Source organism: Frigoribacterium sp. 2-23 (genome assembly GCF_049601585.1).
Taxonomy (GTDB): domain Bacteria; phylum Actinomycetota; class Actinomycetes; order Actinomycetales; family Microbacteriaceae; genus Frigoribacterium.
Map to the genome: position 1 here is coordinate 1437122 of NZ_CP187126.1, position 24653 is coordinate 1461774.

Consider the following 24653-nt stretch of genomic DNA (forward strand, 5'->3'; position numbering starts at 1 on the left):
GTCTTGTCGTCCGATAAGACCGCCCCGAAGGTCAGCGTCCGCGTTCTCGCGGCGCTGGCCTTCGTCGCTGTGGTCGTCTATGTGCTCGATCAGGTCAGCAAGCTCCTCGTCACGCGCGATCTCGTCGAGGGCGAGACCGTCGACGTGCTGGGTCGCTTCCTGCAGTTCCACTTCGTGAAGAACTCCGGTGCCGCGTTCTCCATCGCCAGTGGCTCGACCTGGGTCTTCTCCATCGCCGCGGCGGCCGTCGCCGTGGCCATCATCGTCTTCAGCCGGCGCATCAAGTCGCTCGCGTGGGCCATCCTGTTCGGCATGCTGCTCGGGGGCACGCTCGGCAACCTGACCGACCGGCTGTTCCGTCCGCCGTCGTTCGGCATGGGCCACGTCGTAGACTTCCTCTACATGCCGTGGTGGCTGCCTGCGATCTTCAACATCGCCGACGTGTTCATCGTGTCGAGCATGGGTCTCCTCCTGCTCCTGACGCTCCTCGGAGTCGGGCTCGACGGCACCCGGGCATCGAAGAGGCCGTCGACCGAGAACGCGACCGCAGCGCACGTCGAGACCGAGCCCGCACCTCCTCGTTCCTCCACGTCGACCGATCGCGCGTCGGCCGACCGCACGTCGGACGACGTATGAGCGAGTCCCGGTCCCTGCCCGTCCCCGACGGGCTGGCGGGGGAGCGCGTCGACGCGGCCCTCGCGAAGCTGCTGGGCTTCAGTCGGACCTTCGCGGCGGAGGTGGCATCGGCCGGCGGTGTCGAGGTGGACGGCCGACAGGTCGGCAAGTCGGACCGGCTCGAGGCCGGCGCCTGGCTCGAGATCAGGTGGTCGCCCCGAGAGGCGCCGAGCGTCGTCGCTCTCGACGTGCCCGGGCTCGGCATCGTCCACGACGACGACGAGATCGTCGTGGTCGACAAACCGGTGGGAGTCGCGGCGCATCCGTCCGTCGGCTGGACCGGGCCGACCGTACTCGGCGGGCTCGCCGCTGCGGGCTTCACGATCGCGACCTCCGGTGCGGCGGAGCGTGCCGGCATCGTCCACCGCCTCGACGTCGGCACGAGCGGCCTCATGGTCGTCGCGAAGACGGAGCGGGCGTACACGGTGCTGAAGCAGGCCTTCCGCGAGCGGACGGTCGAGAAGATCTACAACGCCGTCGTCCAGGGGCACCCCGACCCCCTGGCCGGCACCGTCGACGCCCCCATCGGTCGGCACCCCTCGTCCGACTGGAAGTTCGCGGTCACGGTCGACGGCAAACCCTCGGTCACGCACTACGAGACGGTCGAGGCGTTCCGATCCGCGTCGCTGCTCGAGATCCATCTCGAGACAGGACGGACGCACCAGATCAGGGTGCACATGGCCGCCCAGCGGCACCCCTGCGTCGGCGACGCGACCTACGGGGCCGACCCGACCCTCTCGGCGTCGCTCGGCCTGACCCGCCAGTGGCTGCACGCCGTCCAGCTCGGCTTCCGACACCCCGGCACGGGGGAGCCGGTCCAGTACCGGTCGACCTACCCCGCAGACCTCCAGCACGCCCTGGATGTCCTCGGTCGGAGTTAGGCTTTTCTCCACCGACCGCACCTCGTCAAGACGGAGACCACGTGGCACCGAGCACCGACTCATTCGTCCATCTGCACGTTCACAGCGAATACTCGATGCTCGACGGCGCAGCCCGCGTCAAACCGCTCATCACCGAGGCGGCGGCGCAGGGTATGCCCGCCGTCGCCGTCACCGACCACGGCAACGTGTTCGGTGCCTACGACTTCTGGAAGACGGCGACCGACGCGGGGGTCAAGCCGATCATCGGCACCGAGGCGTACATCACCCCGGGCACGCATCGTGGTGACAAGACACGGGTGCGATGGGGCGACGGCGGCCGTGACGACGTCTCGGGTGCCGGTGCCTACACGCACATGACGCTGCTCAGCGAGAACACCGCCGGCATGCACAACCTGTTCCGGCTGTCGTCCCGAGCCTCGCTCGAGGGGTACTACTTCAAGCCGCGCATGGACCGCGAGCTGCTCGCGCAGTACTCCGACGGGCTCATCGCGACGACCGGCTGCCCGAGCGGCGAGGTCCAGACGCGGCTCCGTCTCGGTCAGTACGACGAGGCGGTCAAAGCGGCCTCCGACTTCCGCGACATCTTCGGCAAAGAGAACTACTTCGCCGAGATCATGGATCACGGCCTCGGCATCGAGCGCCAGATCATGGGCGACCTGCTGCGCCTCGCCAAGCAGCTCGACCTCCCTCTCGTCGCGACGAACGACCTGCACTACACGCACGAGCACGACGCCACGAGCCACGCCGCTCTGCTGTGCGTGCAATCCGGCTCGACGCTCAACGACCCGAACCGCTTCAAGTTCGACGCCGACGAGTTCTACCTCAAGTCGGCCGCGCAGATGCGCCACCTGTTCCGCGACCACCCCGACGCGTGCGACAACACGCTCCTCATCGCCGAGCGCTGCGACGTGCAGTTCAACACGTCGGCCAACTACATGCCCCGGTACCCCGTCCCCGAGGGCGAGACGGAAGAGACCTGGTTCATCAAAGAGGTCGAGAAGGGGCTCGTCTACCGGTACCCGGCGGGCATCCCCGACGATGTGCGCAAACAGGCCGAGTACGAGATCGGCGTCATCACCGGGATGGGCTTCCCGGGGTACTTCCTCGTCGTCGCCGACTTCATCAACTGGTCGAAGGAGAACGGCATCCGTGTCGGGCCCGGCCGCGGCTCGGGTGCCGGGTCGATGGCCGCGTACGCCATGCGCATCACCGACCTCGACCCGCTTCGCCACGGCCTCATCTTCGAGCGGTTCCTCAACCCCGATCGCGTCTCCATGCCCGACTTCGACGTCGACTTCGACGACCGTCGCCGCGGCGAGGTCATCCAGTACGTGACGGAGAAGTACGGCGACGAGCGCGTCGCCCAGATCGTGACGTACGGCACCATCAAGGCCAAGCAGGCCCTGAAGGACAGCTCCCGCGTGCTCGGCTTCCCGTTCGGCATGGGCGAGAAGCTCACCAAGGCGATGCCGCCGGCCGTCATGGGCAAGGACATCCCGCTCACCGGCATCTTCGACAAGCAGCACGATCGCTACAAGGAGGCCGGCGACATCCGCACGGTCGTCGAGACCGACCCCGAGGCGAAGACCGTCTTCGACACGGCACTCGGTCTCGAGGGGCTGAAGCGGCAGTGGGGCGTGCACGCGGCCGGCGTCATCATGTCGAGCGACCCGCTGATCGACATCATCCCGATCATGAAGCGCGAACAGGACGGCCAGATCGTCACGCAGTTCGACTACCCGGCGTGCGAGTCGCTCGGGCTGATCAAGATGGACTTCCTGGGGCTGCGCAACCTCACGATCATCAACGACGCCCTGGACAACATCCGCACCAACCGAGGGTTCGACCTCGTGCTCGAAGACCTCGAGCTCGACGACCGCGGGGCCTACGAGCTCCTGGGTCGCGGTGACACCCTCGGCGTGTTCCAGCTCGATGGCGGCCCCATGCGCGGCCTGCTCCGTCTGATGAAGCCCGACAACTTCGAGGACATCTCCGCCGTCATCGCGCTCTACCGGCCCGGCCCCATGGGTGCGAACTCGCACACCAACTACGCGCTGCGTAAGAACGGCGCGCAAGAGATCACCCCCATCCACCCCGAGCTCGAAGAGCCGCTGCAAGAGATCCTGTCCACCAGCTACGGCCTGATCATCTATCAGGAGCAGGTCATGGCGATCGCGCAGAAGGTCGCCGGCTTCTCGCTCGGTCAGGCCGACATCCTCCGCCGCGCGATGGGCAAGAAGAAGAAGTCCGAGCTCGACAAGCAATACGCCGGGTTCGAGAAGGGCATGTTCGACAACGGCTTCTCGCCCGACGCCGTCAAGATGTTGTGGGACATCCTGCTGCCGTTCTCCGACTACGCGTTCAACAAGGCGCATTCCGCCGCGTACGGCGTCGTGTCCTACTGGACGGCCTACCTGAAGGCGCACTACCCGGCCGAGTACATGGCGGCGCTCCTCACCAGCACCGGAGACAGCCGCGACAAGCTCGGTCTCTACCTGAACGAATGTCGTCGCATGGGCATCAAGGTGCTCCCACCCGACGTGAACGAGTCGATCGGCTTCTTCGCGGCGGTCGGCGACGACATCCGCTTCGGCATGGGAGCGGTGCGCAACGTCGGCTTCAACGTCGTCGAGCACATCCGTGCGGCGCGAGAGGAGAAGGGCTCCTTCACCTCGTTCCACGACTTCCTGAAGAAGGTGCCGCTGCCCGTCGCCAACAAGCGCACGGTCGAATCGCTCATCAAGGCCGGTGCGTTCGACTCGCTGGGGTCGACCAGGCGTGCTCTCGTCGAGATCCACGAGTCGGCGGTCGAGGGGTCGGTCAGCGAGAAGCGGGCCGAGGCCAACGGGCAGGTCGGGTTCGACTTCGACAGCCTGTGGGACGAACCCGCCGATGTGCAGCACGTCCCCGAGCGCCCCGAGTGGACGAAGCGCGACAAGCTCGCCTTCGAGCGCGACATGCTCGGTCTGTACGTCTCCGATCACCCGCTGGCGGGTCTCGAGCTCCCCCTCGCGAAGCACGCGCAGACGACCGTCACGGACATCCTCGCGAGCGATCCCGTGACGATCGACGGCGAGACCGTCACGATCGCGGGTCTCATCACGAGCGTGCAGCACCGGGTGGCCCGCAACTCGGGCAACCCGTACGGCATCATCACCGTCGAGGACTTCGGCGGCGAGATCTCGGCCATGTTCTTGGGCAAGACCTATCAGGAGTTCGGTCCGGCGCTCGTGGGTGACTCCATCATCGTGCTCAAGGGCCGCGTCAGCGTGCGTGACGACGGCATGAACATGCACGCCGTGAGCATGTTCCAGCCCGATCTGGGTGTCGGCGTGAACTCCGGGCCGCTCGTGTTGACCGTCCCCGAATACCGGGCGACGACCGACACGGTCACCGAGCTGGCCGCCGTCCTGGGTCGTCACTCGGGCGCGACCGAGGTGCGGCTGCGGCTCACCCGCGGCGATGCCGCGCGCACCTTCGAGATCCCCATGCCGGTCGACATCACGGCCGACCTCTACGGAGAGCTCAAGAGCCTGCTCGGCCCGGGCTGCCTCGTCTGAGGAGCCCGGCGCCCGGCCCCGGGCGCCTCGACGTCGGTTCCTTCGCTCAATCGTCCAGGTGCACCGGACGCAGGTAACGCCGGTCGTGGTACAGCAGCGCGTCGTCGTCGGGACCCACTCCGCCGTCCTCGATCTCGATCACCACGACCGCGTTGTTGTGCACGGGCACTCGTTCGATGATCCGACCCGACATCCAGGCGGTGACGCCGGTCAAGAGGGGCACGCCGTGAGGGCCCTCCGTCCAGTCGTCGGCGGCGAAGCGCAGAGCGGCCGGGCCGGCCATGCGCTGCGCCAGTTCGCGGTTGCCGAGGCCGAGCAGATGGACGATCACGTGTTCCGTCGACTCCACGGCGGGCCAGCTGCTGGCCGTCCGCGCCATGTTGAAGGTCGCGAGCGGCGGGACGGCCGCCAACGACGCCAGGGACGTGGCGGTGAACCCGACGGGGCCGCCCTCGGGCGATCGAAGGGTGACGATCGCGACCCCGGCCGCGTGCCTCCGGAAGGCGTGTTTGAAGGCCGACAGCGCATCGGCGACCGGCGCCTCGGCGGGCGGCGGGTCTGCCGGTCGTTCGGTGGTCTCCACACGGAATTCTCGGGGTGCGTCTGTCATCGGGGTCGTGCCTCCTGCTGTCCGGGAGCGGGGACTCGGTGGGGCTCGCCGGTACGCTGGGGGCACCATGATCCAGACGACCGATCTCCGCGGCCTTCAGCCTAGTCACGCCGACCTCCTCGCTCTCGTGCCCCGTGCCCATGCCGACGTCTCGGCGGCGATGGCGTCGGCGGCCGCGCTGATCGACGCCGTCCGCGAGCGCGGAGCCGACGCCCTCTTCGAGCAGGCCGAGCGCTTCGACCGCGTGCGGCCGTCGACGTTGCGGGTCGACCCGGCCGACATCGCGTCGGCGGTCGACCGCCTCGACCCCCTCGTCAAGGAGGCGCTGGTCGAGTCCATCGCCCGGGTCACCGAGGGCAGCCGTGCCCAGGTCCCGACGGACGTGACGACCCGTCCGGCCGCGGGCGCCGTCATCGAGCAGCGGTGGCAGCCGGTCGCCCGCGCCGGTGTCTACGTCCCCGGCGGCAAGGCGGTCTACCCGTCGAGTGTCGTCATGAACGTCGTCCCGGCCCAGGTCGCGGGTGTCCGGTCGATCGCCATCGTGTCGCCGGCCCAGCAGGAGTTCGGGGGAGGGGTGCACCCGACGATCCTCGGGGCAGCCGGGCTGCTCGGCATCGACGAGGTCTACGCCATCGGGGGAGCAGGCGCCATCGGAGCGCTCGCCTACGGCGTGCCGTCGATCGGGCTCGAACCCGTTCAGGTCATCACCGGGCCCGGCAACAACTTCGTCGCGGCGGCGAAGCAGCTCGTCCAGGGGCGGGTCGGCATCGACGCCATCGCCGGTGCGACCGAGATCCTCGTCATCGCCGACTCGTCGGCCGATCCGGTGCTGGTCGCGGTCGACCTGATCAGTCAGGCCGAGCACGACGAGGACGCCTCGGCCGTCCTGGTGACCGACTCGCCCGGGCTGGCCGACGCCGTCGCCCGCGAGCTCGACCGCCTCGTCCCGGCCACCATGAGCGCCGACCGCGTCGCCGTCGCCCTGCGCGGCCCTCAATCGGCCATCGTGCTCGTGGACGATCTCGCCGCAGCGGCCGACTTCAGCAACGCGTACGGGCCCGAGCACCTCGAGATCCAGACCACCGACGACGAGGCCGTCCTCGCGATGATCACGAGCGCCGGTGCCGTGTTCGTCGGCCCGAGCACGCCGGTCAGTCTCGGCGACTACCTCGCCGGGTCGAACCATGTGCTGCCCACCGGCGGTCAGGCCCGCTTCTCGTCCGGTCTCGGGGCCTACACCTTCCTGCGCCCGCAGCAGATCGTGCGCTACGACCACGACGCCCTCGGGGTCGTGGCGGATCGTCTCGTGGCGCTCTCGCGGGCCGAGCGCCTGCCGGCACACGGCGAGGCCGTCGCGGCCCGGCTGTCCCGGCCGTAGGCGCGCGGTCGGATACCCTGGCCACACCATGTTCTGCCCCTTCTGTCGCCATCCCGATTCCCGTGTCGTCGATTCCCGGACGAGCGACGACGGCACCTCGATCCGCCGCCGTCGGCAGTGCCCCCATTGCGGTCGCCGTTTCAGCACCACCGAGACCGCCTCGCTCAACGTCGTCAAGCGCAACGGCGTCCTCGAGCCGTTCAGCCGGGAGAAGATCATCTCCGGCGTGCGCAAGGCCTGCCAGGGGCGTCCCGTGACGGACGGCGACCTGGCCGTGCTCGCGCAGAAGGTGGAGGAGAGCGTCCGCTCGACGGGCTCGTCCCAGATCGAGGCGAACGACATCGGTCTCGCGATCCTGCCGCCCCTCCGCGAGCTGGACGAGGTGGCCTATCTCCGATTCGCGAGCGTCTATCAGGCGTTCGACTCCCTCGAGGACTTCGAGGCGTCCATCTCGCAGCTGCGCGTGGAGCACGCGGGGCGTCCCCGCCCGACCCGCTCGGTCGACGAGTGAGGACTCCCTACCGCGTCCTGTTCGACACGGTCTTCGCCCGGATGGACCCCGAAGACGCGCACCACCTCGCGTTCCGGGTCATGCGCGCTGTGCCCGCCGTCGGCCTCGGCGGTCTCGTCCGTCGGCTCACGGGCCCGGACGCCTCCCTGGCCGTCGAGACGCTGGGGCTTCGGTTCCCGTCGCCGTTCGGTGTCGCGGCCGGCTTCGACAAGGATGCACGCGGCATCGAGGCCCTCGGCGCGCTCGGGTTCGGTCACGTCGAGGTCGGCACCCTCACCGCCCGGCCTCAGCCGGGAAACGATCGGCCTCGCTTGTTCCGTCTCGTCCCCGACCTGGCCGTGGTCAACCGGATGGGCTTCAACAACGGAGGCGCGCGCCGGGCGGCTGCGCAGATCGCGGTCTCGAGACGCGCCACCCGTCGCCCGGTGATCGGTGTCAACATCGGCAAGAGCCGCGTGGTGGACGTCGACGACGCGATCGAGGACTACCTCGAGAGCACGCGCCTGCTGGCGCCCGTGGCCGACTATCTCGCCGTGAACGTGAGCAGCCCCAACACGCCGGGGCTCCGGGGGCTGCAAGAGCTCGACCGACTCGACCCGCTCCTCCGGGCCGTTCGCGACGCCGCGGGGGAGACACCCGTGCTCGTGAAGATCGCCCCGGACCTCGACGACGACGGCATCCGCCGCATCGGTGCGCTCGTGACCGACATCGGCCTCTCGGGCATCATCGCCACCAACACCACGCTCTCGCGAGACGACCTCTCGACGTCGCCCGACATCGTCGAGGCGGCAGGGGCCGGCGGGCTCTCGGGCGCGCCGCTGGCGCGGCGATCGCTCGAGGTGCTCCGTCTCGTCCGTGAGTCGGTGCCCGCCGAGCTGTGCGTGATCTCGGTCGGGGGCGTGACGACGGCCCGCGACGTCGATGAGCGGCTCCGGGCCGGCGCGACACTCGTCCAGGGCTACACGGCGTTCCTCTACGAGGGACCGCTCTGGGCTCGTCGGGTGAACCGCGGGCTCCTCGCCCTTCGACGCCGCTGACGCCTGACGGCCATCACCCGGCGACACCGGCCCGAGACGACGAAGCCGTCCACCTCGATCGAGGTGGACGGCTTCGTCGTCTGACGTGGTCAGGCGGGGAACTGCCCGCGCTTCACCTGCGGCTTGGGGAGGCGCATCATCTTCAGCTGCATCGCCCGCATCGCGGCGTACCAGCGGTTGCCGCGCTGGACGGCCGCGGCGCCGTACTTGTCGGCGAGCTTGCGGTTGATGCGGACGCCGACGACGAGGCAGTCGACGACCGCGAGGAGGAAGAACCCCCACAGGACGAAGATCGTGACGGCCTGGACGGCCGCCACCTGGACGATGCTCATGATGATCACGAGCACCATGATCGGGATCATGGCCTCGCCCACACTGAAGCGGGCGTCGATGTAGTCGCGGATGAACTTCCGCTGCGGGCCCTTGTCGCGCTCGGGCAGGAACTTCTCCTCGCCGTTGGCGAGTCCGACACGGGCGCGGTCACGCTGCTCGGCGAGACGGGCTCGTTGAGCCTTCTGCGCCTCCTTGCCGGTCGCCACCAGCGGCCGTCGGTTCGCTTCTTCGCGCTCACGACGGGTCGGGGTGGGGCGCCCCTTGCCGGTTGTCGTCGGGTCGGTCGTCACGTCGGTGACGTCGTCGGTCTTGATCGGTGCCTTGGCCACAAAGAGTCCTCGAGGTTGTTCGAGTTCCTAAGATTACCTGCATGACCGACTTGCAGCATCCTGTAGAGCCCTCAGACCCCCGCACTGTCAGCGAACTCGCGGAGGCGGTCCAGGGCGGACTTCCCTCGGCGATCGCCGATCTGAGCGATCTCGTCCGCATCCCCTCGGTGTCGTGGCAGGCCTTCGACCCCGCGCACGTGCAGACGAGCGCCGAGGCCGTCGCCGCACTGGCCGAGGGCACCGGCGTCTTCGACGAGGTCATCATCAGCAGGGCCCCGATCGCCGAGCACGGCGTCGACGGCCAGCCGGCCGTCCTGGCCACGCGCGCGGCACGGCCCGGCCGGCCCACGATCCTGCTCTACGCGCACCACGACGTGCAGCCCCCCGGGGACGAGGCCCGCTGGGACTCGCCGCCGTTCGAACCCACCGTCCGCGGTGATCGCCTGTACGGCCGCGGCGCCTCCGACGACAAGGCGGGCGTGATGTCGCACATCGCCGCCCTCCGAGCCGTACACGAGGTCCTCGGCGACGATCTCGGCATCGGCGTCAACCTGTTCATCGAGGGGGAGGAAGAGTTCGGCTCCCGCTCGTTCGCCGCCTTCCTGGAGCAGCACAAGGCCGAGCTCGAGGCCGACGTGATCGTCGTCGCCGACTCCGACAACTGGAGCACGACGGTGCCGGCGATCACCGTGGCCCTCCGCGGCAACGTCACCTTCCGGCTCACCGTGAAGACCCTGTCGCACGCCTCGCACTCGGGCATGCTCGGCGGCGCGGTCCCGGACGCCATGATGGCGATGGTCCGCCTGCTCGCCGGCCTGCACGACGACGACGGCAGCGTCGCGGTCGAGGGGCTCACGAGCCGCGACGCAGAGGTACCCGATCGCAGCGACGCCGAGCTCCGCGAGGAGGCCGGCCTGCTCGACGGTGTCACCCCCGTGGGGCGCGGGCCGGTGCTGAGCCGCCTCTGGTCGCAGCCCTCGATCACCGTGACCGGCATCGACGCGCCGTCCGTGGCCAATGCCTCGAACACCCTGTCGCCCGAGGTGTCGGTCCGCATCAGCGCGCGGATCGCACCGGGTCAGACGGCGACGGACGCCTACGAGGCCCTCCGCCGCCACCTGATGACTTCGCCGCCGTTCGGCGCCCACGTCGAGATCGACGACGTCGACCTCGGCAATCCCTTCCTCGTGGACACGAGCGGGTGGGCCCTCCAGGAGGCGACGGTCGCCATGACGGAGGGCTGGGGCGCCGCTCCCGTGCAGACCGGTATCGGCGGGTCGATCCCGTTCATCGCCGACCTGGTCCAGACGTTCCCCACCGCGCAGATCCTGGTCACAGGTGTCGAAGACCCGGACACGAGGGCGCACAGCCCGAACGAGTCGCAGCACCTGGGCGTCTTCCACCGCGCGATCCTCAGTGAGGCGATCCTGGTGGCCCGGCTGAACGCCCGCGGCTGACGCACCGAAGCGACCTCCCTCGTTCGGAACAAATACGGGGGCGTGCTGCTTACACTTGTCCGTGACGAGTGCTCTGCGCTCCGACCTGTCAGAAGGAGGCACTATGACCGACATTGCGACCGCTCCCGTCGAGACCGAGGCGCACGGCGTGGATCTCACGCCCACGGCGGCCGGCAAGGTGAGGAGCCTGCTCGAGCAGGAAGGACGCGACGACCTGCGTCTGCGCGTCGCCGTGCAGCCCGGCGGCTGCTCGGGTCTCATCTACCAGCTCTACTTCGACGAGCGACTCATGGACGGCGATGCCACCCGCGACTTCGACGGCGTCGAGGTCGTCGTGGACAAGATGAGCGTGCCGTATCTCGAGGGAGCGTCCATCGACTTCGAGGACACCATCCAGAAGCAGGGGTTCACCATCGACAACCCCAACGCCCAGGGCAGCTGCGCCTGTGGCGACAGCTTCCACTGAATTAATTCCGCAGCACGGTTCCGACGGGGAATCGCCCGACCAGGGCGGTTCCCCGTCGTCGTCCCTGCTGCCTGGAGTGCCTCGAATCGGGGTGGCGCGTGCAGTCGCGGTGCCAACCTGCGAGTAGGCTAGGGATGTTCTTCTGCAAACTGAGAGCACCCCCACTGTCGTGTCATCCGAGAGGTAACAGTGCGTCGTAACCGCCGTCTTCGTTGGGCAGCTATTCCCGTGGCTGCCGTCATGGCCTTTGTTCTGGCGGGATGTACGCAAGACCAGCTCCAGGGCTGGCTTCCCACCACCGCTGGCACGACCAACCACGTCGACAGCATCATCGGTCTCTGGGTGACCTCCTGGATCGTGCTGCTGATCGTCGGTGTCATCGTGTGGGGTCTCGTCATCTGGGCCTGCATCGCCTACCGCCGCCGCAAGGGACAGACCGGCCTGCCGGTGCAGCTCCGCTACAACATGCCGATCGAGATCTTCTACACGGTCGTGCCGCTGATCCTGGTGCTCGGCTTCTTCGCCTTCACCGCCCGTGACCAGGCCGCGATCGAGGCCCCCATCGCGAACCCGGACGTCAAGATCGACGTCTACGCCAAGCGCTGGGCATGGGACTTCAACTACATCGACCAGAAGAACGAAGACGACAGCGTCTACTACCAGGGCATCCAGGCGCAAGAGCTCGGCGACGGCAACATCGACGAGAGCCAGCTGCCCGTCCTGTACCTGCCGGTCGGCAAGACGGTCGAGATCGAGCTCAAGTCGCGCGACGTGGCCCACTCGTTCTGGGTCGTGGACTTCCTCTACAAGAAGGACACGATCCCCGGCAAGACGAACTACATGTACTTCACGCCGCAGAAGGAGGGCACCTTCAGTGGGAAGTGCGCCGAGCTCTGTGGTGAGTACCACTCGCTGATGCTCTTCAACGTCAAGGTCGTCTCGCAGTCGGAGTACAACCAGCAGATGAAGACGCTCCGGGACGAGGGCAACACCGGCCTTCTCGACGAGAAGTACAACACCAACACCAACCAGCCGAACAACGAGGCTCCCGTGGCCGCCGGCTCCGAAGACTCCGAGAAGTAAGGCAGGCGTTCGATGAGCTCAGCCACCGCCACCCGTCCCACCGGCGGGCAGTCATCAGGTCAGAACTTTGGTGCGTCCAAGGTCGGCCGTAAGGGCAATGTGGTCGTCAACTGGATCACCAGTACCGACCACAAGACCATCGGGTACATGTACCTGATCGCCTCGTTCCTCTTCTTCTGCCTCGGCGGAGTCATGGCGCTGATCATCCGCGCCCAGCTCTTCGCACCGGGTCTGCAGGTCGTCGAGACCAAAGAGCAGTACAACCAGCTCTTCACGATGCACGGCACGATCATGCTGCTGATGTTCGCGACGCCGCTGTTCTCCGGCTTCGCCAACGCCCTGATGCCGCTCCAGATCGGCGCGCCCGACGTCGCGTTCCCCCGCTTGAACGGTTTCGCCTTCTGGCTCTACCTCTTCGGCTCGCTCATCGCGGTCGGTGGCTTCCTCACCCCGCAGGGCGCCGCCTCCTTCGGCTGGTTCGCCTACGCCCCACTCTCCGATACGACCTTCTCACCAGGTCTCGGTGGAAATCTCTGGGTGTTCGGCCTCGGTATGACCGGTTTCAGCACCATCCTCGGTGCCGTGAACTTCATCACCACCATCGTCTGCATGCGTGCCCCCGGCATGACGATGTGGCGCATGCCGATCTTCACCTGGAACGTGCTCATCACCGCGATCCTCGTGCTGATGGCCTTCCCGGTGCTCGCCGCTGCTCTGTTCGGGCTCGGCTTCGATCGGGTGTTCGACGCCCAGGTCTTCAACCCGGCCAACGGCGGGGCGATCCTCTGGCAGCACCTGTTCTGGTTCTTCGGTCACCCCGAGGTCTACATCATCGCGCTGCCGTTCTTCGGCATCATCTCCGAGGTCCTGCCGGTGTTCAGCCGCAAGCCGATCTTCGGCTACAAGACGCTGGTGTACGCGACGATCTCGATCGCCGCTCTGTCCGTGACGGTGTGGGCCCACCACATGTACGTCACCGGCTCGGTCCTCCTGCCGTTCTTCTCCCTCATGACGATGCTGATCGCCGTCCCGACGGGTGTGAAGATCTTCAACTGGATCGGCACGATGTGGCGTGGATCGGTCACTTTCGAGACGCCCATGCTCTGGGCGATCGGATTCTTGATCACGTTCACCTTCGGTGGTCTCACCGGTGTCATCCTCGCGTCGCCGCCGCTCGACTTCCACGTGTCCGACACGTACTTCGTCGTCGCGCACTTCCACTACGTCGTCTTCGGCACCGTCGTCTTCGCCATGTTCTCGGGCTTCTACTTCTGGTGGCCCAAGTGGACGGGAAAGATGCTCAACGAGCGTCTCGGCAAGATCCACTTCTGGATGCTGTTCATCGGGTTCCACACGACCTTCCTCGTGCAGCACTGGTTGGGCGTCATGGGAATGCCGCGTCGGTACGCCACGTACCAGCCGGAGGACCACTTCACCTGGATGAACCAGCTGTCCACGATCGGTGCGATGCTCCTCGGCGTCTCGATCCTGCCGTTCATCTACAACGTCTACATCACGGCTCGTCGTGCACCCAAGGTCGAGGTGAACGACCCCTGGGGTTACTCGCGCTCGCTCGAGTGGGCCACGTCCTGCCCGCCGCCCCGCCACAACTTCACCTCGATTCCCCGTATCCGTTCGGAGTCGCCGGCGTTCGACCTGAACCACCCCGAGGCCGGCATGCCGGTCGGAATCGGTCCGGCGAAGGACGCTCCCGATGCCCCCACGTACGACGCGTCCAGCGACAAAGTGAAGTAGGCCCAGATGAAAACCAATGCGACGCTGTTCTGGATCATTTCGATCTTCTTCTTCATCGCTGATGCCGCGTACACCATCTGGAGTCTGATCGACGTCCAGAAGGTCGAATGGACCGGCACCGTCGGCATCGGCCTGGCTGGTGTTCTGGGTGTGTTCCTTGCGTTCTACATGGGCCGCTCGCACGCCGCACAGGGTGGCGAGCTCCCGGAAGACCGTCTCGATGCCAACATCGACGACGGCGACCCCGAGATGGGTCACTTCAGTCCCTGGTCGTGGTGGCCCATCATCTTGGCCGCAGGAGCCGGCGTCATCTTCCTCGGCCTGGCCGTGGGTATCTGGATCATCCCGATCGGCGCCGCCTTCACAGCCGTGGCCCTCGTGGGCTGGGTCTACGAGTACTACCGAGGCAACTTCGCCCACTGAGCTTCAACTCTGGGCTTGCACGTCAGAACCCCTCCTGGACATCGTCCAGGAGGGGTTCTTCGCGTGTGTGGTCTTTTCCCTGCATTCGCCAGCGGCTGTTGCCGCGTGTGGCTGGTTGGCTGTCGCTTTTCTAGTCCTCGGACGCGACGCCCAACGGATGGCCTGGATGACGTGCCCAGGCCACCGATGGTCGTCGGCCTCGTGGAATCCTGTGCAGGCCGCCGACGACGCATGCGACCGAGAGGCGGGGGAAGGTCGGCCGATATGGGCGCACTTGGTTAGCACTCCTGTGCAGGCCCGATGACCCTGCAGTCGGGGCGGCATGCGGCTCACACCGATACGTGCGCAGCATCCTGTGCTGCTTGCGCACGACACGATGCCTCGAACGTAACACCGTGGTCCCTGCGACAGCGGGGCTGCGGACGGTGGATCTCGACGGTCTCCGGGGTTGTGTGCAGGCCGTCGATGATGGCTCAACCCTCGAGGCAGGGGACGACGTCGAGTCACAGGGTGCTGGGCCGGGTTTTGCTGCAGCAAGGGCCGCACGTGGCTCGTGCTGTCGCGTTCGAGGCGTGCAGTGGTGTCTGTACACGACAGGATGCCTCGAACACGACACCGTGGTCGCTGCGGGACCTGCCTGCGGCTATGAGGCGCCGGGCGGCTGGCGGGCCCTGAAGGCCGCTGCGACAGTCGGCACCTCGGCCAGGACTGCCAGGGGGTTGAGAAGCCTCCGCGGGCCGACGAACGCGGACCCGCGACCGGCGAGGTCGGCACGTGGTCGGGGTGGCTTATAAGCCCTGGGCGCCGGCGTGATCTGAAGTACTCCTTGCAGCGTTACCCTTCCGCCACTTCGCGGACCGCTTGGGTTGTCGTGTCGTGGTCGGACACGGCACGACGCGGCGGACGCGAATCTACCCGCGTGCCCTGTCAATCGGACACTGGTGGGGGAGCGGAGCACACTCCTCTCCCGAACGACGAAGGCCCCGTCTGCAAGAAGCAGACGGGGCCTTCGACGTCGTTGCGGTTAGTGGTTCTCGATCGCGTGGTCGTCGCCGTGGTGCGACGCCTCGATCTCGGACCGCTTCACAGGAGCGATGCGGTCCTCGAAGAAGAAGCCGGACACCGACGAGCGCAGGCGCATGAGCGGCGTGATCTGGCCACGAGCGTTCGGACGGACCATCAGCGGCTCGTATTCGGTGAAGTTGAGCAGACGCCACCGCTCGTACTCGTCGAGCTGCTCGTGGACCTCGATGTACTCGCCACCCGGCAGGCGGACGATGCGACCGGACTCGTACCCGTGCAGAGCGATCTCGCGGTCCTTCTTCTGCAGTGCCAGGCAGACGCGCTTGGTGATCCAGAAGGCCACGAACGGCCCGAGGACGACGATCGCCTGGACGGAGTGGATGACCTGGTTCAACGACAGATGGAAGTGAGTCGCCATGAGGTCCGAGCTCGCCGCTGCCCACAGACCCGCATAGAGCGTCACGCCGGCCGCACCGATGGCGGTGCGGGTCGGAGCGTTGCGGGGACGGTCGAGGATGTGGTGCTCACGCTTGTCACCGGTCACCCACGCTTCGAAGAACGGGTAGAAGGCGACAGCTGCGAGCAGACCCATCAGGACCGCGATCGGGACGAGGATGTTCATGGAGACCGTGTAGCCCCAGGCCTCGAACTCCCACCCCGGCGGGACGAGACGGAGTGCACCGTCGGCGAAGCCGATGTACCAGTCAGGCTGGGTACCGGCGGATACCGGGGAGGGGTCGTACGGGCCGTAGTTCCAGATCGGGTTGATCGTGAAGAGCGACGCGATGAGGACGATGACACCGAAGACGATGAAGAAGAATCCACCGGCCTTGGCGGCGAACACCGGCATGACCGGCACACCGACGACGTTCTCGTTGGTCTTGCCCGGGCCAGCCCACTGCGTGTGCTTGTTGATGACGAGCAGCAGGAGGTGCGCACCGAGCAGTGCGATGAGGAGCGCCGGCAGAAGCATGATGTGGAGCGAGTAGAAACGACCGACCATGGCCGTGCCGGGGAACTCCCCGCCGAAGACGAGGTAGGAGATCCAGACGCCGGCCACGGGCACGCCCTTGATCATGCCGTCGATGATCCGCGCGCCGTTGCCGGAGAGCAGGTCGTCGGGGAGCGAGTAGCCCGTGAAGCCCTCGGCCATCGCCAGCACGAACAGGATGAAGCCGATGAACCAGTTGAGCTCGCGCGGCTTGCGGAATGCACCGGTGAAGTACACGCGGAGCATGTGCAGGCCGATGGCAGCGACGAACAGCAGCGCGGCCCAGTGGTGGATCTGACGGAAGAGCAGACCGCCACGGATATCGAACGAGATGTCGAGCGTGGACGCCATCGCGGCCGACATGTTGAGGCCCTTCAGCGGGACGTAGGACCCGTTGTAGTTGACCTCGGCCATGGACGGCTGGAAGAAGAACGTCAGGAAGGTGCCCGACAGCAGGATGACGACGAAGCTGTAGAGAGCGACCTCACCCAGCATGAACGACCAGTGATCGGGGAAGATCTTGCGGCCGACCTCTTTGACGAGACCGGAGATGCTGGTGCGCTCGTCGACGTAGTTGGCCGCCGCGCCGAAGAAACGGTTGGTCGCCGTCGGGGCGAGGGGCGTGCCCTTGACCACGGGTGAAGCCTGGTTGTGGCTGGTGGTCGTCTCGGGTGCAGGGGTGGTGGTTGTCACTTGGAGCGCTCCCAGAAGCTAGGACCCACGGGTTCGTGGAAGTCGCTCTGCGCGACGAGGTACCCGTCGGCGTCGACGGTGATGGGCAGCTGCGGGAGCGGGCGCTTGGCCGGTCCGAAGATCACTTCGCAGTTGTTCGTCACGTCGAATGTCGACTGGTGGCAGGGGCAGAGCAGGTGGTGAGTCTGCTGCTCGTACAGGGCCACGGGGCACCCGACGTGCGTGCAGATCTTCGAGTAAGCGACGATTCCGTCGTACTGCCAGTTCTCACGGCCCTCGACCGGATGCAGATCCTCCGGCTTGAGACGCATGAGAAGGACGGCAGCCTTGGCTTTCTCTTCGAGCAGGTCCTCGGACTCGTTGAGGCTCTCCGGGATGACGTGGAAGGCCGAACCGAGGGTGACGTCGGAAGCCTTGATGCGGGCTCCGGACGGGTCGTGGGCGAGGTGCATGCCCTTCTCCCACAGTGTGTGACGGAGGACGTCGTTGGGGTCCTCCTTCGGAGCCAGGTCGCGGAAGATCACGACGGCCGGCAGGGGAGTGGCGACGAGGGCGCCGATGAGGCTGTTGCGGATCAGCGAACGGCGACCGAATCCGGACTCGTCGTTGCCCAGAGTGAAGACCTCGACGGCCTTCTCGCGGGTCTCCTCACTGCCACGAGTGCCGTGACGCATCTCGGTGATCTCGCGGGCGGGCATCAGGGTCTTGGACCAGTGCACCGCACCGAGTCCGATGGCCAGCAGGCCCATGGCGATGCCGAGACCGAGGAAGAGGTTGTTGAGACGGACGGACTGCGTGTCGCCCGACGTGATGGGGAACGCGATGTAGGCCGCGATGGCCCCGACGCTACCGACGATCGACAGGAAGAAGAAGATGCTGACCTGACGCTCGGCGGTCTTCTCGGCCTTGGGGTCGATGTCGGTCACACGGTCGCGGTGGGGCGGCTCACCCGGGTTGTCGTACACGTCCGTCGTCAGGACAGCGGTGCCAGCCGAGACCGGTCGAGGCTCGTGCTTCTCGACAGCCGAGCCCGTCTCCGGGGTCTCGTCGTCGTGCTGTGCCATGGGGATTGCCTTTCGGTGAAGTGCGGGAGAAGTCGCTGGCTAGTTGGATCGGGCGGTGAGCCACACGGTGATGGCGACGATGGCGCCGAGACCGAAGATCCAGATGAAGAGGCCTTCCGAGACGGGGCCGAGGCTGCCGAGCTCGAATCCACCGGGCGACGGGTTCTTCTCGAGGTACTTGAGGTACGTGATGATGTCGGCCTTGTCCTGGGGCGACAGGTTGAGGTCGTTGAACACGGGCATGTTCTGGGGGCCCGTGGCCATGGCCTCGTAGATGTGCTTCGACTCGACGCCCTTGAGCGCGGGAGCGAACTTGCCCTCGGTCAACGCGCCTCCGGCGCCGGCGACGTTGTGGCACATGGCGCAGTTGATGCGGAAGAGCTCGGCACCGTTCGTGGTGTCCCCGTCGGCCTTGAGGTACTTCTCGTCGGGAATGGCGGGGCCGGGGGCCAAGGACGCGATGTACGCGGCCATGTCGGCGATCTGGCTCTCGCTGAACTGAGTCGGCTTCTGCTGCGCCTGGGGGCCGTTCACCGCCATCGGCATGCGACCGGTGCCGACCTGGAAGTCGACGGAAGCGGCTCCGACGCCGATCAGGCTGGGGCCGTCCGCGCTGCCGTCGGCGCTCATGCCGTGGCAGGTCGCGCAGTTCGAGGCGAAGAGCTTCTGGCCTTCGTCGATGCTCTGCTGCGAGGCGGCCGCCGTGCTGCTCTCGTCGGCCGAGGCCGTGGAGGAGAACAGGGCGTAGGCGCCACCGGTCGTCAGGAGGCCGACCAGGATCAGCGATGCCGTGGCGAGGGGTCCGCGACGACCGCGCTTCTTCGACACCGCTGCGGTGCCCTGGGATGACGAGCTTCTAGAGAACATGCTGTGCGAAGTATCCAATGACTATTGAAGGACGTAGATGACCAGGAACAGGCCGATCCACACCACGTCGACGAAGTGCCAGTAGTAAGACACCACGATGGCCGTCGTGGCTTCTTTGTGGCCAAAGTTCTTCACCGCGAAGGCGCGACCGATGGTCAGGAGGAACGCGATGAGGCCACCGATGACGTGGGCTCCGTGGAACCCTGTCGTCATGTAGAAGGCCGAGCCGTAGGCGTTCGAGCTCAGCGTGACGTGCTCGCTGATGAGGTTGGCGTACTCGAAGACCTGACCGCAGACGAAGACGGCGCCCATGGCGTAGGTCAGGAAGAACCACTCGACCATGCCCCACTTGCCGAACTGGAAGAGTCGGCCCGTACGACGCGCCTGCATGCGCTCGGCCGCGAAGACTCCGAACTGGCAGGCGACCGACGAGAGCACGAGCGTGATCGTGTTCGTCAGTGCGTAGGGCACGTCGAGCTTCTCGGTCTCGAAGGCCCAGAGACCCGGGGAGACGCTGCGCAGCGTGAAGTAGATGGCGAAGAGGCCGGCAAAGAACATGACCTCGCTGCCGAGCCAGACGATGGTGCCTACGGCAACAACGCTTGGCCGGTTGACGACCGGTCCGCCAGTGGGTCTCGAAAGAGAGGTACTTGTCACCCGTCCATTATGGCTGATAAGTGGCCCAGGTTTTGCCCTCAAGAAGCTGTCGTCGGGAATTCAGGCCGTCACGGCGGGCATATTCGGCGCGCCGCGCCGGCCAGTAGTCTCGAGGGATGTCGCACGAGCTCACCTGGCCCTCGATCATCAGCACGCTCCTCGACGGGCAGGACCTGTCCATCGCCGAGGCGACCTGGGCGATGGAACGCGTGATGGTGGGGGAGGCCACTCCCGCCCAGCTCGCGGCCTTCCTCGTGGCACTGCGGTCCAAGGGTGAGACGGTGAACGAGATCGTGGGGTTCCGCGATGCCGTCCTGGCCCATGCGGTCCCCCTTCCCGTCGACTCCATGGCGGTCGACATCGTCGGCACGGGAGGCGATCGTTTCAACACCGTGAACGTCTCGACCATGGCCTCCGTCGTCGTGGCGGCGACCGGTGTCCCCGTCATCAAGCACGGCAACCGTGCGGCGAGTTCGGCCTCGGGGTCGTCGGACGTCCTCGCGGCGCTCGGTGTCGACCTCACCTCGTCGGCTGAGCGTGTCGCGCAGGTCCTGAGCGAGGTCGGCCTGACCTTCGCCTTCGCCGCTGCGTTCCACCCGGGGTTCGCGCATGCGGCGTCCGTCCGCCGCGAGATCGGCGTGCCCACGGTGTTCAACTTCCTCGGGCCGTTGTGCAATCCGGCCCGGCCCGAGGCGAACGCCGTCGGCGTGGCCGCACTCGACAAGGTCCCGCTGTTCGTCGGCGTCTTCCAGACGCGCGGGGCGACGGCGCTGGTCTTCCGAGGAGACGACGGTCTGGACGAGCTCACGACGACGGGCCACAGCCACATCTGGGAGGTGACGGCCGGGTCCGTGACGGAGCACGATCTGGACCCGCTCGAACTCGGCATCCCGCGGAGCACCATCGACCAGCTGGTGGGAGGCGACGCCGAGCACAACGCCGCCGTGGCGCGTCGGGTCTTCTCGGGCGAGCTCGGGCCCGTCCGGGACATCGTCCTCCTGAACGCGGCGGCGGGCCTCGTCTCCTATGCCCTGGCGTCCGACTCGAGCCAGCGCGATCGTCCTCTCCTGACGAGGTTCCGGGAGCAGCTGAGCGTGGCGGCCGAGGCGATCGACTCCGGTGCGGCCGCCGAGAAGCTCCGTCTCTGGGTCGCCGCGTCGCAGTCGACCTCGACCGTCTGACGGCCTGGTCACGGACACGACGAAGGGCCCGCTCCGGAGAGCGGGCCCTTCGTGTGCGGAGAGGATCAGACGACGTCTTCGTCGACCCAGTCGAACGTGCGGGTGACCGCCTTCTTCCAGAGTCGCAGCTGACGGTCGCGCTCGGCCTCGTCCATGCTCGGGGTCCAGCGTGCGTCCTCCTGCCAGTTGGCGCGGAGGTCGTCGAGGCCGTCCCAGAAGCCGACGGCCAGGCCGGCGGCGTACGCGGCACCGAGGGCCGTGGTCTCGGCCACGACCGGACGCACGACGGGCACGCCCAGCATGTCGGCCTGGAACTGCATCAGGACGCTGTTGGCCGTCATGCCGCCGTCGACCTTCAGCTCCGTCAGGTCGACGCCGGAGTCGGCGTTGACCGCCTCCAGCACCTCGCGGGTCTGGTAGGCCGTGGCCTCGAGCGCCGCGCGGGCGATGTGGCCCTTGTTCACGAAGCGCGTGAGTCCGACGAGTGCGCCACGCGCGTCCGACTTCCAGTAGGGGGCGAACAGGCCCGAGAACGCGGGCACGAAGTAGGCGCCACCGTTGTCGTCGACCGAGGCGGCGAGGGTCTCGATCTCGGGTGCGGACGAGATGATGCCGAGGTTGTCGCGCAGCCATTGCACCAGCGAGCCCGTGACCGCGATGGAGCCTTCGAGGGCGTAGTGCGTGGGCCCGTCGCCGAGCTTGTAGCCGATCGTGGTCAAGAGGCCGTTCTCGCTCGCGACCTTCTCCGTCCCCGTGTTGAAGATCAAGAAGTTGCCGGTGCCGTACGTGTTCTTCGATTCGCCCTTGTCGAAGGCGGCCTGACCGAACGTCGCGGCCTGCTGGTCACCGAGGATGCCCGCGATGGGGACCTCGCGCAGGAGCGACGAGGACGACGCCATGCCGTAGACCTCGGAGGACGACTTGACCTCGGGGAGCATCGACTTCGGGACACCGAAGACGTCGAGGATGTCCTGGCGCCACTCGAGTGTCTCGAGGTCGAGGAAGAGGGTGCGGGAGGCGTTCGTGACGTCGGTGACGTGCACGCCGCCGTCGACGCCGCCGGTGAGGTTCCAGAGGACCCACGTGTCGGTCGTGCCGAAGATGAGGTCGCCGGCTTCGGCCCGCTCGCGGGCACCCTCGACGTTCTCGAGGATCCAGACGATCTTCGTCCCGGCGAAGTACGTGCTGAGGGGGAGCCCGACGACGTCCTTGAAGCGCTCCACGCCGCCGTCCGCCGCGAAGCGGTCGACGATCTCCTGGGTCCGGGTGTCCTGCCAGACGATCGCGTTGTACACGGGCTCGCCGGTGTTCTTGTCCCAGACCACCGCGGTCTCGCGCTGGTTGGTGATACCGACGGCCTTGATGTTGTGGCGCGTGATGTTGGCCCGCGACAGTGCCTGGCCGATCACCTCGCGGACGTTCTCCCAGATCTCCTTGGGGTTGTGCTCGACCCAACCGGCGCGGGGGAAGATCTGCTCGTGCTCCTTCTGGCCCGTGGCCACGATCGACCCGGAGTGGTCGAAGATGATGGCTCGCGAGCTGGTCGTGCCCTGGTCGATCGCAAGGATGTAGTCGTCGCTCACTGGTGTTTCTCCTTCGTCATTGATGGTTCGGTTCGCGCAGGCGAAACCCGGGTCGTTCCAGTGAAGAGGAACGACCCGTGCGTCGTCTGAATGAGTGCTCTGTGCCTCAGGCCGAGGCGATGAGCGGCAGGAGCGGGTACGACAGCAGGGCCGCGAGGGCACCACCGATCAACGGACCCACGACGGGGACCCAGGCGTACGACCAGTCGCTCGAACCCTTGCCCTTGATGGGCAGGAACGCGTGCGCGATACGAGGACCGAGGTCGCGAGCGGGGTTGATGGCGTAGCCGGTCGGGCCACCGAGCGACGTACCGATCACGATCACGATGAAGGCCACCGGGATGGCACCCAGCCCGGCGGGGGTCCCGCCGTTCGTGAAAGCGATGATCGAGAACACCAGCACGAACGTGCCGATGATCTCCGTCACCAGGTTCCAGCCGTAGCTGCGGATGGCGGGCCCGGTCGAGAAGACGCCCAACTTGGCCGCCGGCTCCGGCTCCTCGTCGAAGTGCTGCTTGTAGGCGAGCCAGACGATGACGGCACCGATGATGGCACCGACCATCTGCGCGAGCACGTAGATGAGGAACTGCACGAACGTGATGTTGCCCAGGATCAGCTGGGCGATGCTCACGGCCGGGTTGAGGTGTGCGCCGGACGAGTACGACACGGTGACACCGGCGAAGACCGCGAGGCCCCAACCGATGTTGACCATGAGTGTGCCGCCGTTGAAGCCCTTGGTCTTGGTGAGCGCGACGTTCGCGACCACACCTCCACCGAGGATGATGAGCATCGCAGTGCCCACCGTCTCACTAAGAAAAATCAATCCCAGGTTCACGTCGACCTTCCTTGTCGTAACTGCGTCGGAGCGTCGTCGCCCAGGCGCCGTGGGGCGTATTCGACCACACACTAGTGGCAAGCCACTCACTATTGATACCGGAAGATCAAGGTTCTGGATTGCCCTACCGTCGCGCGGTCCCGGGGGCGTATTTTGAGCATGAGCGCGCTGTCCCGAGGGAGCCCTCGCGGACGCACCCCAGCTCGACCACCCGAACCGAGGCTCCGGCCCTGGCAGACAGGAGACTTCGATGAAGAAGCTCATCAACGACCCGAGGGACGTCGTCGACGAATCCGTCGAGGGGTTCGGCCTCGCGCACGCCGACCTCGTGACCGTGTCTCGTGATCCTCTGTTCGTCAGCCGCGCCTCCGGGGCGGTCTCCGGGCGTGTCGGCATCGTCAGCGGCGGCGGTAGTGGCCACGAGCCTCTGCACGCGGGGTTCGTCGGGTACGGGATGCTCTCGGCCGCCGTGCCGGGCCCGGTCTTAACGTCGCCCACGCCCGACCCGATCCTCGCGGCGACCAAGGCGGTCGACGGCGGTGTCGGCGTGCTGCACATCGTGAAGAACTACACGGGTGACGTCCTGAACTTCGAGACGGCCGCCGATCTGGCGGACGCCGACGGCATCACCGTGGCCAGTGTCATCATCGACGACGACGTGGCGGTCAAGGACTCGCTGTACACAGCCGGCCGTCGCGGCGTCGCCGGCACCGTCGTGGTCGAGAAGGCGGCCGGCGCAGCCGCCGAACGCGGCGACGACCTGGAGGCGGTGGCCGAGATCGCGCGACGCGCCAACGCGGCGACACGGTCGATGGGCGTCGCGCTCAGCGCCGGCATCGTCCCGCACGTCGGCGAGCCGGGTTTCACCCTCTCCGACGACGAGATCGAGATCGGGATCGGCATCCACGGCGAACCCGGTCGGGAGCGCATCCCGCTCGAGCCCGCGGACAAGATTGTCGAGCGTCTCATGACGCCCATCCTCGACGACCTCGAGGTCGCCTCGGGCGACCGGGTGCTCCTGTTCGTGAACGGGATGGGCGGGACGCCCAGCCTGGAGCAGTACATCGTCTACCGGCACGCGGCGGCGATCCTCGCCGACAGGGGAGTCGAGGTGACCCGCTCCCTCGTCGGCAGTCTCGTCACGTCGCTGGAGATGCAGGGCGTGTCGATCACGGTCACGAGGCTGGACGACGAACTGCTCGCGCTCTGGGACGCACCCGTCGAGACCGCCGCGCTGCGGTGGGGGCGCTGAGGTGGGAGC

At 67.1% G+C, this 24653-nt stretch carries 21 protein-coding genes; 13 read left to right on the top strand and 8 right to left on the bottom strand.

Features of this window, described 5'->3' with window-relative positions:
- Positions 1 to 3: 3 nt before the first annotated feature.
- The 3 genes from lspA to dnaE all read left to right on the top strand — a co-directional run bounded on the left by lspA (position 4) and on the right by dnaE (position 5116).
- Complete coding sequence (gene lspA / locus ACPEEZ_RS06775; protein ID WP_423923995.1) at positions 4 to 636, top strand: signal peptidase II; 633 nt, start codon at positions 4 to 6, stop codon at positions 634 to 636.
- On the top strand, positions 633 to 1556 hold the full coding sequence (locus ACPEEZ_RS06780; protein WP_423923996.1) for an RluA family pseudouridine synthase: 924 nt from the start codon (positions 633 to 635) through the stop codon (positions 1554 to 1556). Before lspA ends, ACPEEZ_RS06780 begins: the two co-directional genes overlap by 4 nt.
- A 95-nt stretch (positions 1557 to 1651) precedes the next feature.
- A complete protein-coding gene (gene dnaE, locus ACPEEZ_RS06785) occupies positions 1652 to 5116 on the top strand; it encodes a DNA polymerase III subunit alpha (protein ID WP_423923997.1) in 3465 nt (1154 codons plus the stop codon).
- 46 nt (positions 5117 to 5162) lie between these two features.
- Here the strand turns inward: dnaE and ACPEEZ_RS06790 are convergent, their stop codons facing one another.
- The gene (locus ACPEEZ_RS06790; protein WP_423924200.1) at positions 5163 to 5639 is read right to left on the bottom strand and encodes a flavin reductase family protein; all 477 of its coding nucleotides are present in this window, start codon (positions 5637 to 5639) and stop codon (positions 5163 to 5165) included.
- Positions 5640 to 5793: 154 nt separating this feature from the next.
- Between ACPEEZ_RS06790 and hisD the strand changes: the two genes are divergently transcribed.
- The 3 genes from hisD to ACPEEZ_RS06805 are packed head-to-tail and all read left to right on the top strand — an operon-like array spanning position 5794 to position 8652.
- Complete coding sequence (gene hisD / locus ACPEEZ_RS06795; RefSeq protein ID WP_423923998.1) at positions 5794 to 7104, top strand: histidinol dehydrogenase; 1311 nt, start codon at positions 5794 to 5796, stop codon at positions 7102 to 7104.
- A 28-nt stretch (positions 7105 to 7132) separates the two neighbouring features.
- Positions 7133 to 7615, top strand: coding sequence for a transcriptional regulator NrdR (gene nrdR, locus ACPEEZ_RS06800; protein ID WP_423923999.1), 483 nt, complete (start codon positions 7133 to 7135; stop codon positions 7613 to 7615).
- A complete protein-coding gene (locus ACPEEZ_RS06805) occupies positions 7612 to 8652 on the top strand; it encodes a quinone-dependent dihydroorotate dehydrogenase (protein ID WP_423924000.1) in 1041 nt (346 codons plus the stop codon). Before nrdR ends, ACPEEZ_RS06805 begins: the two co-directional genes overlap by 4 nt.
- A gap of 89 nt (positions 8653 to 8741) precedes the next feature.
- On the opposite strand, the gene ACPEEZ_RS06810 is transcribed toward ACPEEZ_RS06805, so the two are convergent.
- A complete protein-coding gene (locus ACPEEZ_RS06810; protein ID WP_423924001.1) occupies positions 8742 to 9314 on the bottom strand; it encodes a DUF3043 domain-containing protein in 573 nt (190 codons plus the stop codon).
- A gap of 41 nt (positions 9315 to 9355) precedes the next feature.
- On the opposite strand from ACPEEZ_RS06810, the gene ACPEEZ_RS06815 reads away from it, so the two are divergent.
- The 5 genes from ACPEEZ_RS06815 (at position 9356) to ACPEEZ_RS06835 (ending at position 14498) form a co-directional block, all read left to right on the top strand.
- Positions 9356 to 10771, top strand: coding sequence for a dipeptidase (locus ACPEEZ_RS06815; protein ID WP_423924002.1), 1416 nt, complete (start codon positions 9356 to 9358; stop codon positions 10769 to 10771).
- Between the two features lie 103 nt (positions 10772 to 10874).
- Positions 10875 to 11237 (top strand): HesB/IscA family protein, encoded by a 363-nt coding sequence (locus tag ACPEEZ_RS06820; RefSeq protein WP_423924003.1) that lies wholly within the window; start codon positions 10875 to 10877, stop codon positions 11235 to 11237.
- A gap of 240 nt (positions 11238 to 11477) precedes the next feature.
- Positions 11478 to 12320 carry a cytochrome c oxidase subunit II gene (gene coxB / locus ACPEEZ_RS06825; protein ID WP_423924004.1) on the top strand — a complete coding sequence of 281 codons (843 nt, stop codon included), beginning with the start codon at positions 11478 to 11480 and terminating at the stop codon, positions 12318 to 12320.
- A 12-nt stretch (positions 12321 to 12332) separates the two neighbouring features.
- Positions 12333 to 14075: a cytochrome c oxidase subunit I gene (gene ctaD, locus ACPEEZ_RS06830; RefSeq protein WP_423924005.1), complete on the top strand. Its 1743-nt coding sequence runs from the start codon at positions 12333 to 12335 to the stop codon at positions 14073 to 14075.
- A gap of 6 nt (positions 14076 to 14081) precedes the next feature.
- Positions 14082 to 14498 (top strand): cytochrome c oxidase subunit 4, encoded by a 417-nt coding sequence (locus ACPEEZ_RS06835; RefSeq protein WP_423924006.1) that lies wholly within the window; start codon positions 14082 to 14084, stop codon positions 14496 to 14498.
- Between the two features lie 1024 nt (positions 14499 to 15522).
- Here ACPEEZ_RS06835 and ACPEEZ_RS06840 read toward each other — a convergent pair.
- Genes ACPEEZ_RS06840 through ACPEEZ_RS06855 form a run of 4 tightly spaced genes read right to left on the bottom strand, consistent with a single transcriptional unit; the run spans position 15523 to position 19793 of the window.
- The gene (locus ACPEEZ_RS06840) at positions 15523 to 17205 is read right to left on the bottom strand and encodes a cytochrome b (RefSeq protein ID WP_423924007.1); all 1683 of its coding nucleotides are present in this window, start codon (positions 17203 to 17205) and stop codon (positions 15523 to 15525) included.
- Positions 17202 to 18269, bottom strand: a complete 1068-nt coding sequence (locus tag ACPEEZ_RS06845) for a Rieske 2Fe-2S domain-containing protein (RefSeq protein ID WP_423924008.1) — start codon at positions 18267 to 18269, stop codon at positions 17202 to 17204. Before ACPEEZ_RS06845 ends, ACPEEZ_RS06840 begins: the two co-directional genes overlap by 4 nt.
- A gap of 39 nt (positions 18270 to 18308) precedes the next feature.
- Positions 18309 to 19136 carry a c-type cytochrome gene (locus tag ACPEEZ_RS06850; RefSeq protein WP_423924009.1) on the bottom strand — a complete coding sequence of 276 codons (828 nt, stop codon included), beginning with the start codon at positions 19134 to 19136 and terminating at the stop codon, positions 18309 to 18311.
- Positions 19137 to 19157: 21 nt separating this feature from the next.
- A complete protein-coding gene (locus ACPEEZ_RS06855; RefSeq protein ID WP_423924010.1) occupies positions 19158 to 19793 on the bottom strand; it encodes a cytochrome c oxidase subunit 3 in 636 nt (211 codons plus the stop codon).
- 116 nt (positions 19794 to 19909) lie between these two features.
- Between ACPEEZ_RS06855 and trpD the strand changes: the two genes are divergently transcribed.
- Entirely contained in the window at positions 19910 to 20974 is a 1065-nt protein-coding gene (gene trpD, locus ACPEEZ_RS06860; protein WP_423924011.1) for an anthranilate phosphoribosyltransferase, read from the top strand.
- Positions 20975 to 21039: 65 nt separating this feature from the next.
- Here trpD and glpK read toward each other — a convergent pair whose 3' ends face one another.
- Together glpK and ACPEEZ_RS06870 are read right to left on the bottom strand one after the other, a co-directional pair.
- Positions 21040 to 22557 (bottom strand): glycerol kinase GlpK, encoded by a 1518-nt coding sequence (gene glpK, locus ACPEEZ_RS06865; protein WP_423924012.1) that lies wholly within the window; start codon positions 22555 to 22557, stop codon positions 21040 to 21042.
- Positions 22558 to 22663: 106 nt separating this feature from the next.
- The gene (locus ACPEEZ_RS06870; protein ID WP_423924013.1) at positions 22664 to 23347 is read right to left on the bottom strand and encodes an MIP/aquaporin family protein; all 684 of its coding nucleotides are present in this window, start codon (positions 23345 to 23347) and stop codon (positions 22664 to 22666) included.
- Between the two features lie 295 nt (positions 23348 to 23642).
- On the opposite strand from ACPEEZ_RS06870, the gene dhaK reads away from it, so the two are divergent.
- On the top strand, positions 23643 to 24644 hold the full coding sequence (gene dhaK / locus ACPEEZ_RS06875) for a dihydroxyacetone kinase subunit DhaK (protein ID WP_423924014.1): 1002 nt from the start codon (positions 23643 to 23645) through the stop codon (positions 24642 to 24644).
- Positions 24645 to 24653: the final 9 nt, after the last annotated feature.

Excerpts from the sequence above, each read along its gene's own strand:
- ACPEEZ_RS06870 (WP_423924013.1), bottom strand. The coding sequence starts at position 23,347 with ATGCTCATCATCCTCGGTGGAGGTGTGGTCGCGAACGTCGCGCTCACC.
- dnaE (WP_423923997.1), top strand. The coding sequence starts at position 1,652 with ATGCTCGACGGCGCAGCCCGCGTCAAACCGCTCATCACCGAGGCGGCG.
- ACPEEZ_RS06845 (WP_423924008.1), bottom strand. The coding sequence starts at position 18,269 with ATGGCACAGCACGACGACGAGACCCCGGAGACGGGCTCGGCTGTCGAG.
- ctaD (WP_423924005.1), top strand. The coding sequence starts at position 12,333 with ATGAGCTCAGCCACCGCCACCCGTCCCACCGGCGGGCAGTCATCAGGT.
- trpD (WP_423924011.1), top strand. The coding sequence starts at position 19,910 with ATGTCGCACGAGCTCACCTGGCCCTCGATCATCAGCACGCTCCTCGAC.
- coxB (WP_423924004.1), top strand. The coding sequence starts at position 11,478 with ATGGCCTTTGTTCTGGCGGGATGTACGCAAGACCAGCTCCAGGGCTGG.
- nrdR (WP_423923999.1), top strand. The coding sequence starts at position 7,133 with ATGTTCTGCCCCTTCTGTCGCCATCCCGATTCCCGTGTCGTCGATTCC.
- hisD (WP_423923998.1), top strand. The coding sequence starts at position 5,794 with ATGATCCAGACGACCGATCTCCGCGGCCTTCAGCCTAGTCACGCCGAC.
- ACPEEZ_RS06835 (WP_423924006.1), top strand. The coding sequence starts at position 14,082 with ATGAAAACCAATGCGACGCTGTTCTGGATCATTTCGATCTTCTTCTTC.
- ACPEEZ_RS06850 (WP_423924009.1), bottom strand. The coding sequence starts at position 19,136 with ATGTTCTCTAGAAGCTCGTCATCCCAGGGCACCGCAGCGGTGTCGAAG.
- dhaK (WP_423924014.1), top strand. The coding sequence starts at position 23,643 with ATGAAGAAGCTCATCAACGACCCGAGGGACGTCGTCGACGAATCCGTC.
- ACPEEZ_RS06815 (WP_423924002.1), top strand. The coding sequence starts at position 9,356 with ATGACCGACTTGCAGCATCCTGTAGAGCCCTCAGACCCCCGCACTGTC.
- ACPEEZ_RS06780 (WP_423923996.1), top strand. The coding sequence starts at position 633 with ATGAGCGAGTCCCGGTCCCTGCCCGTCCCCGACGGGCTGGCGGGGGAG.
- ACPEEZ_RS06820 (WP_423924003.1), top strand. The coding sequence starts at position 10,875 with ATGACCGACATTGCGACCGCTCCCGTCGAGACCGAGGCGCACGGCGTG.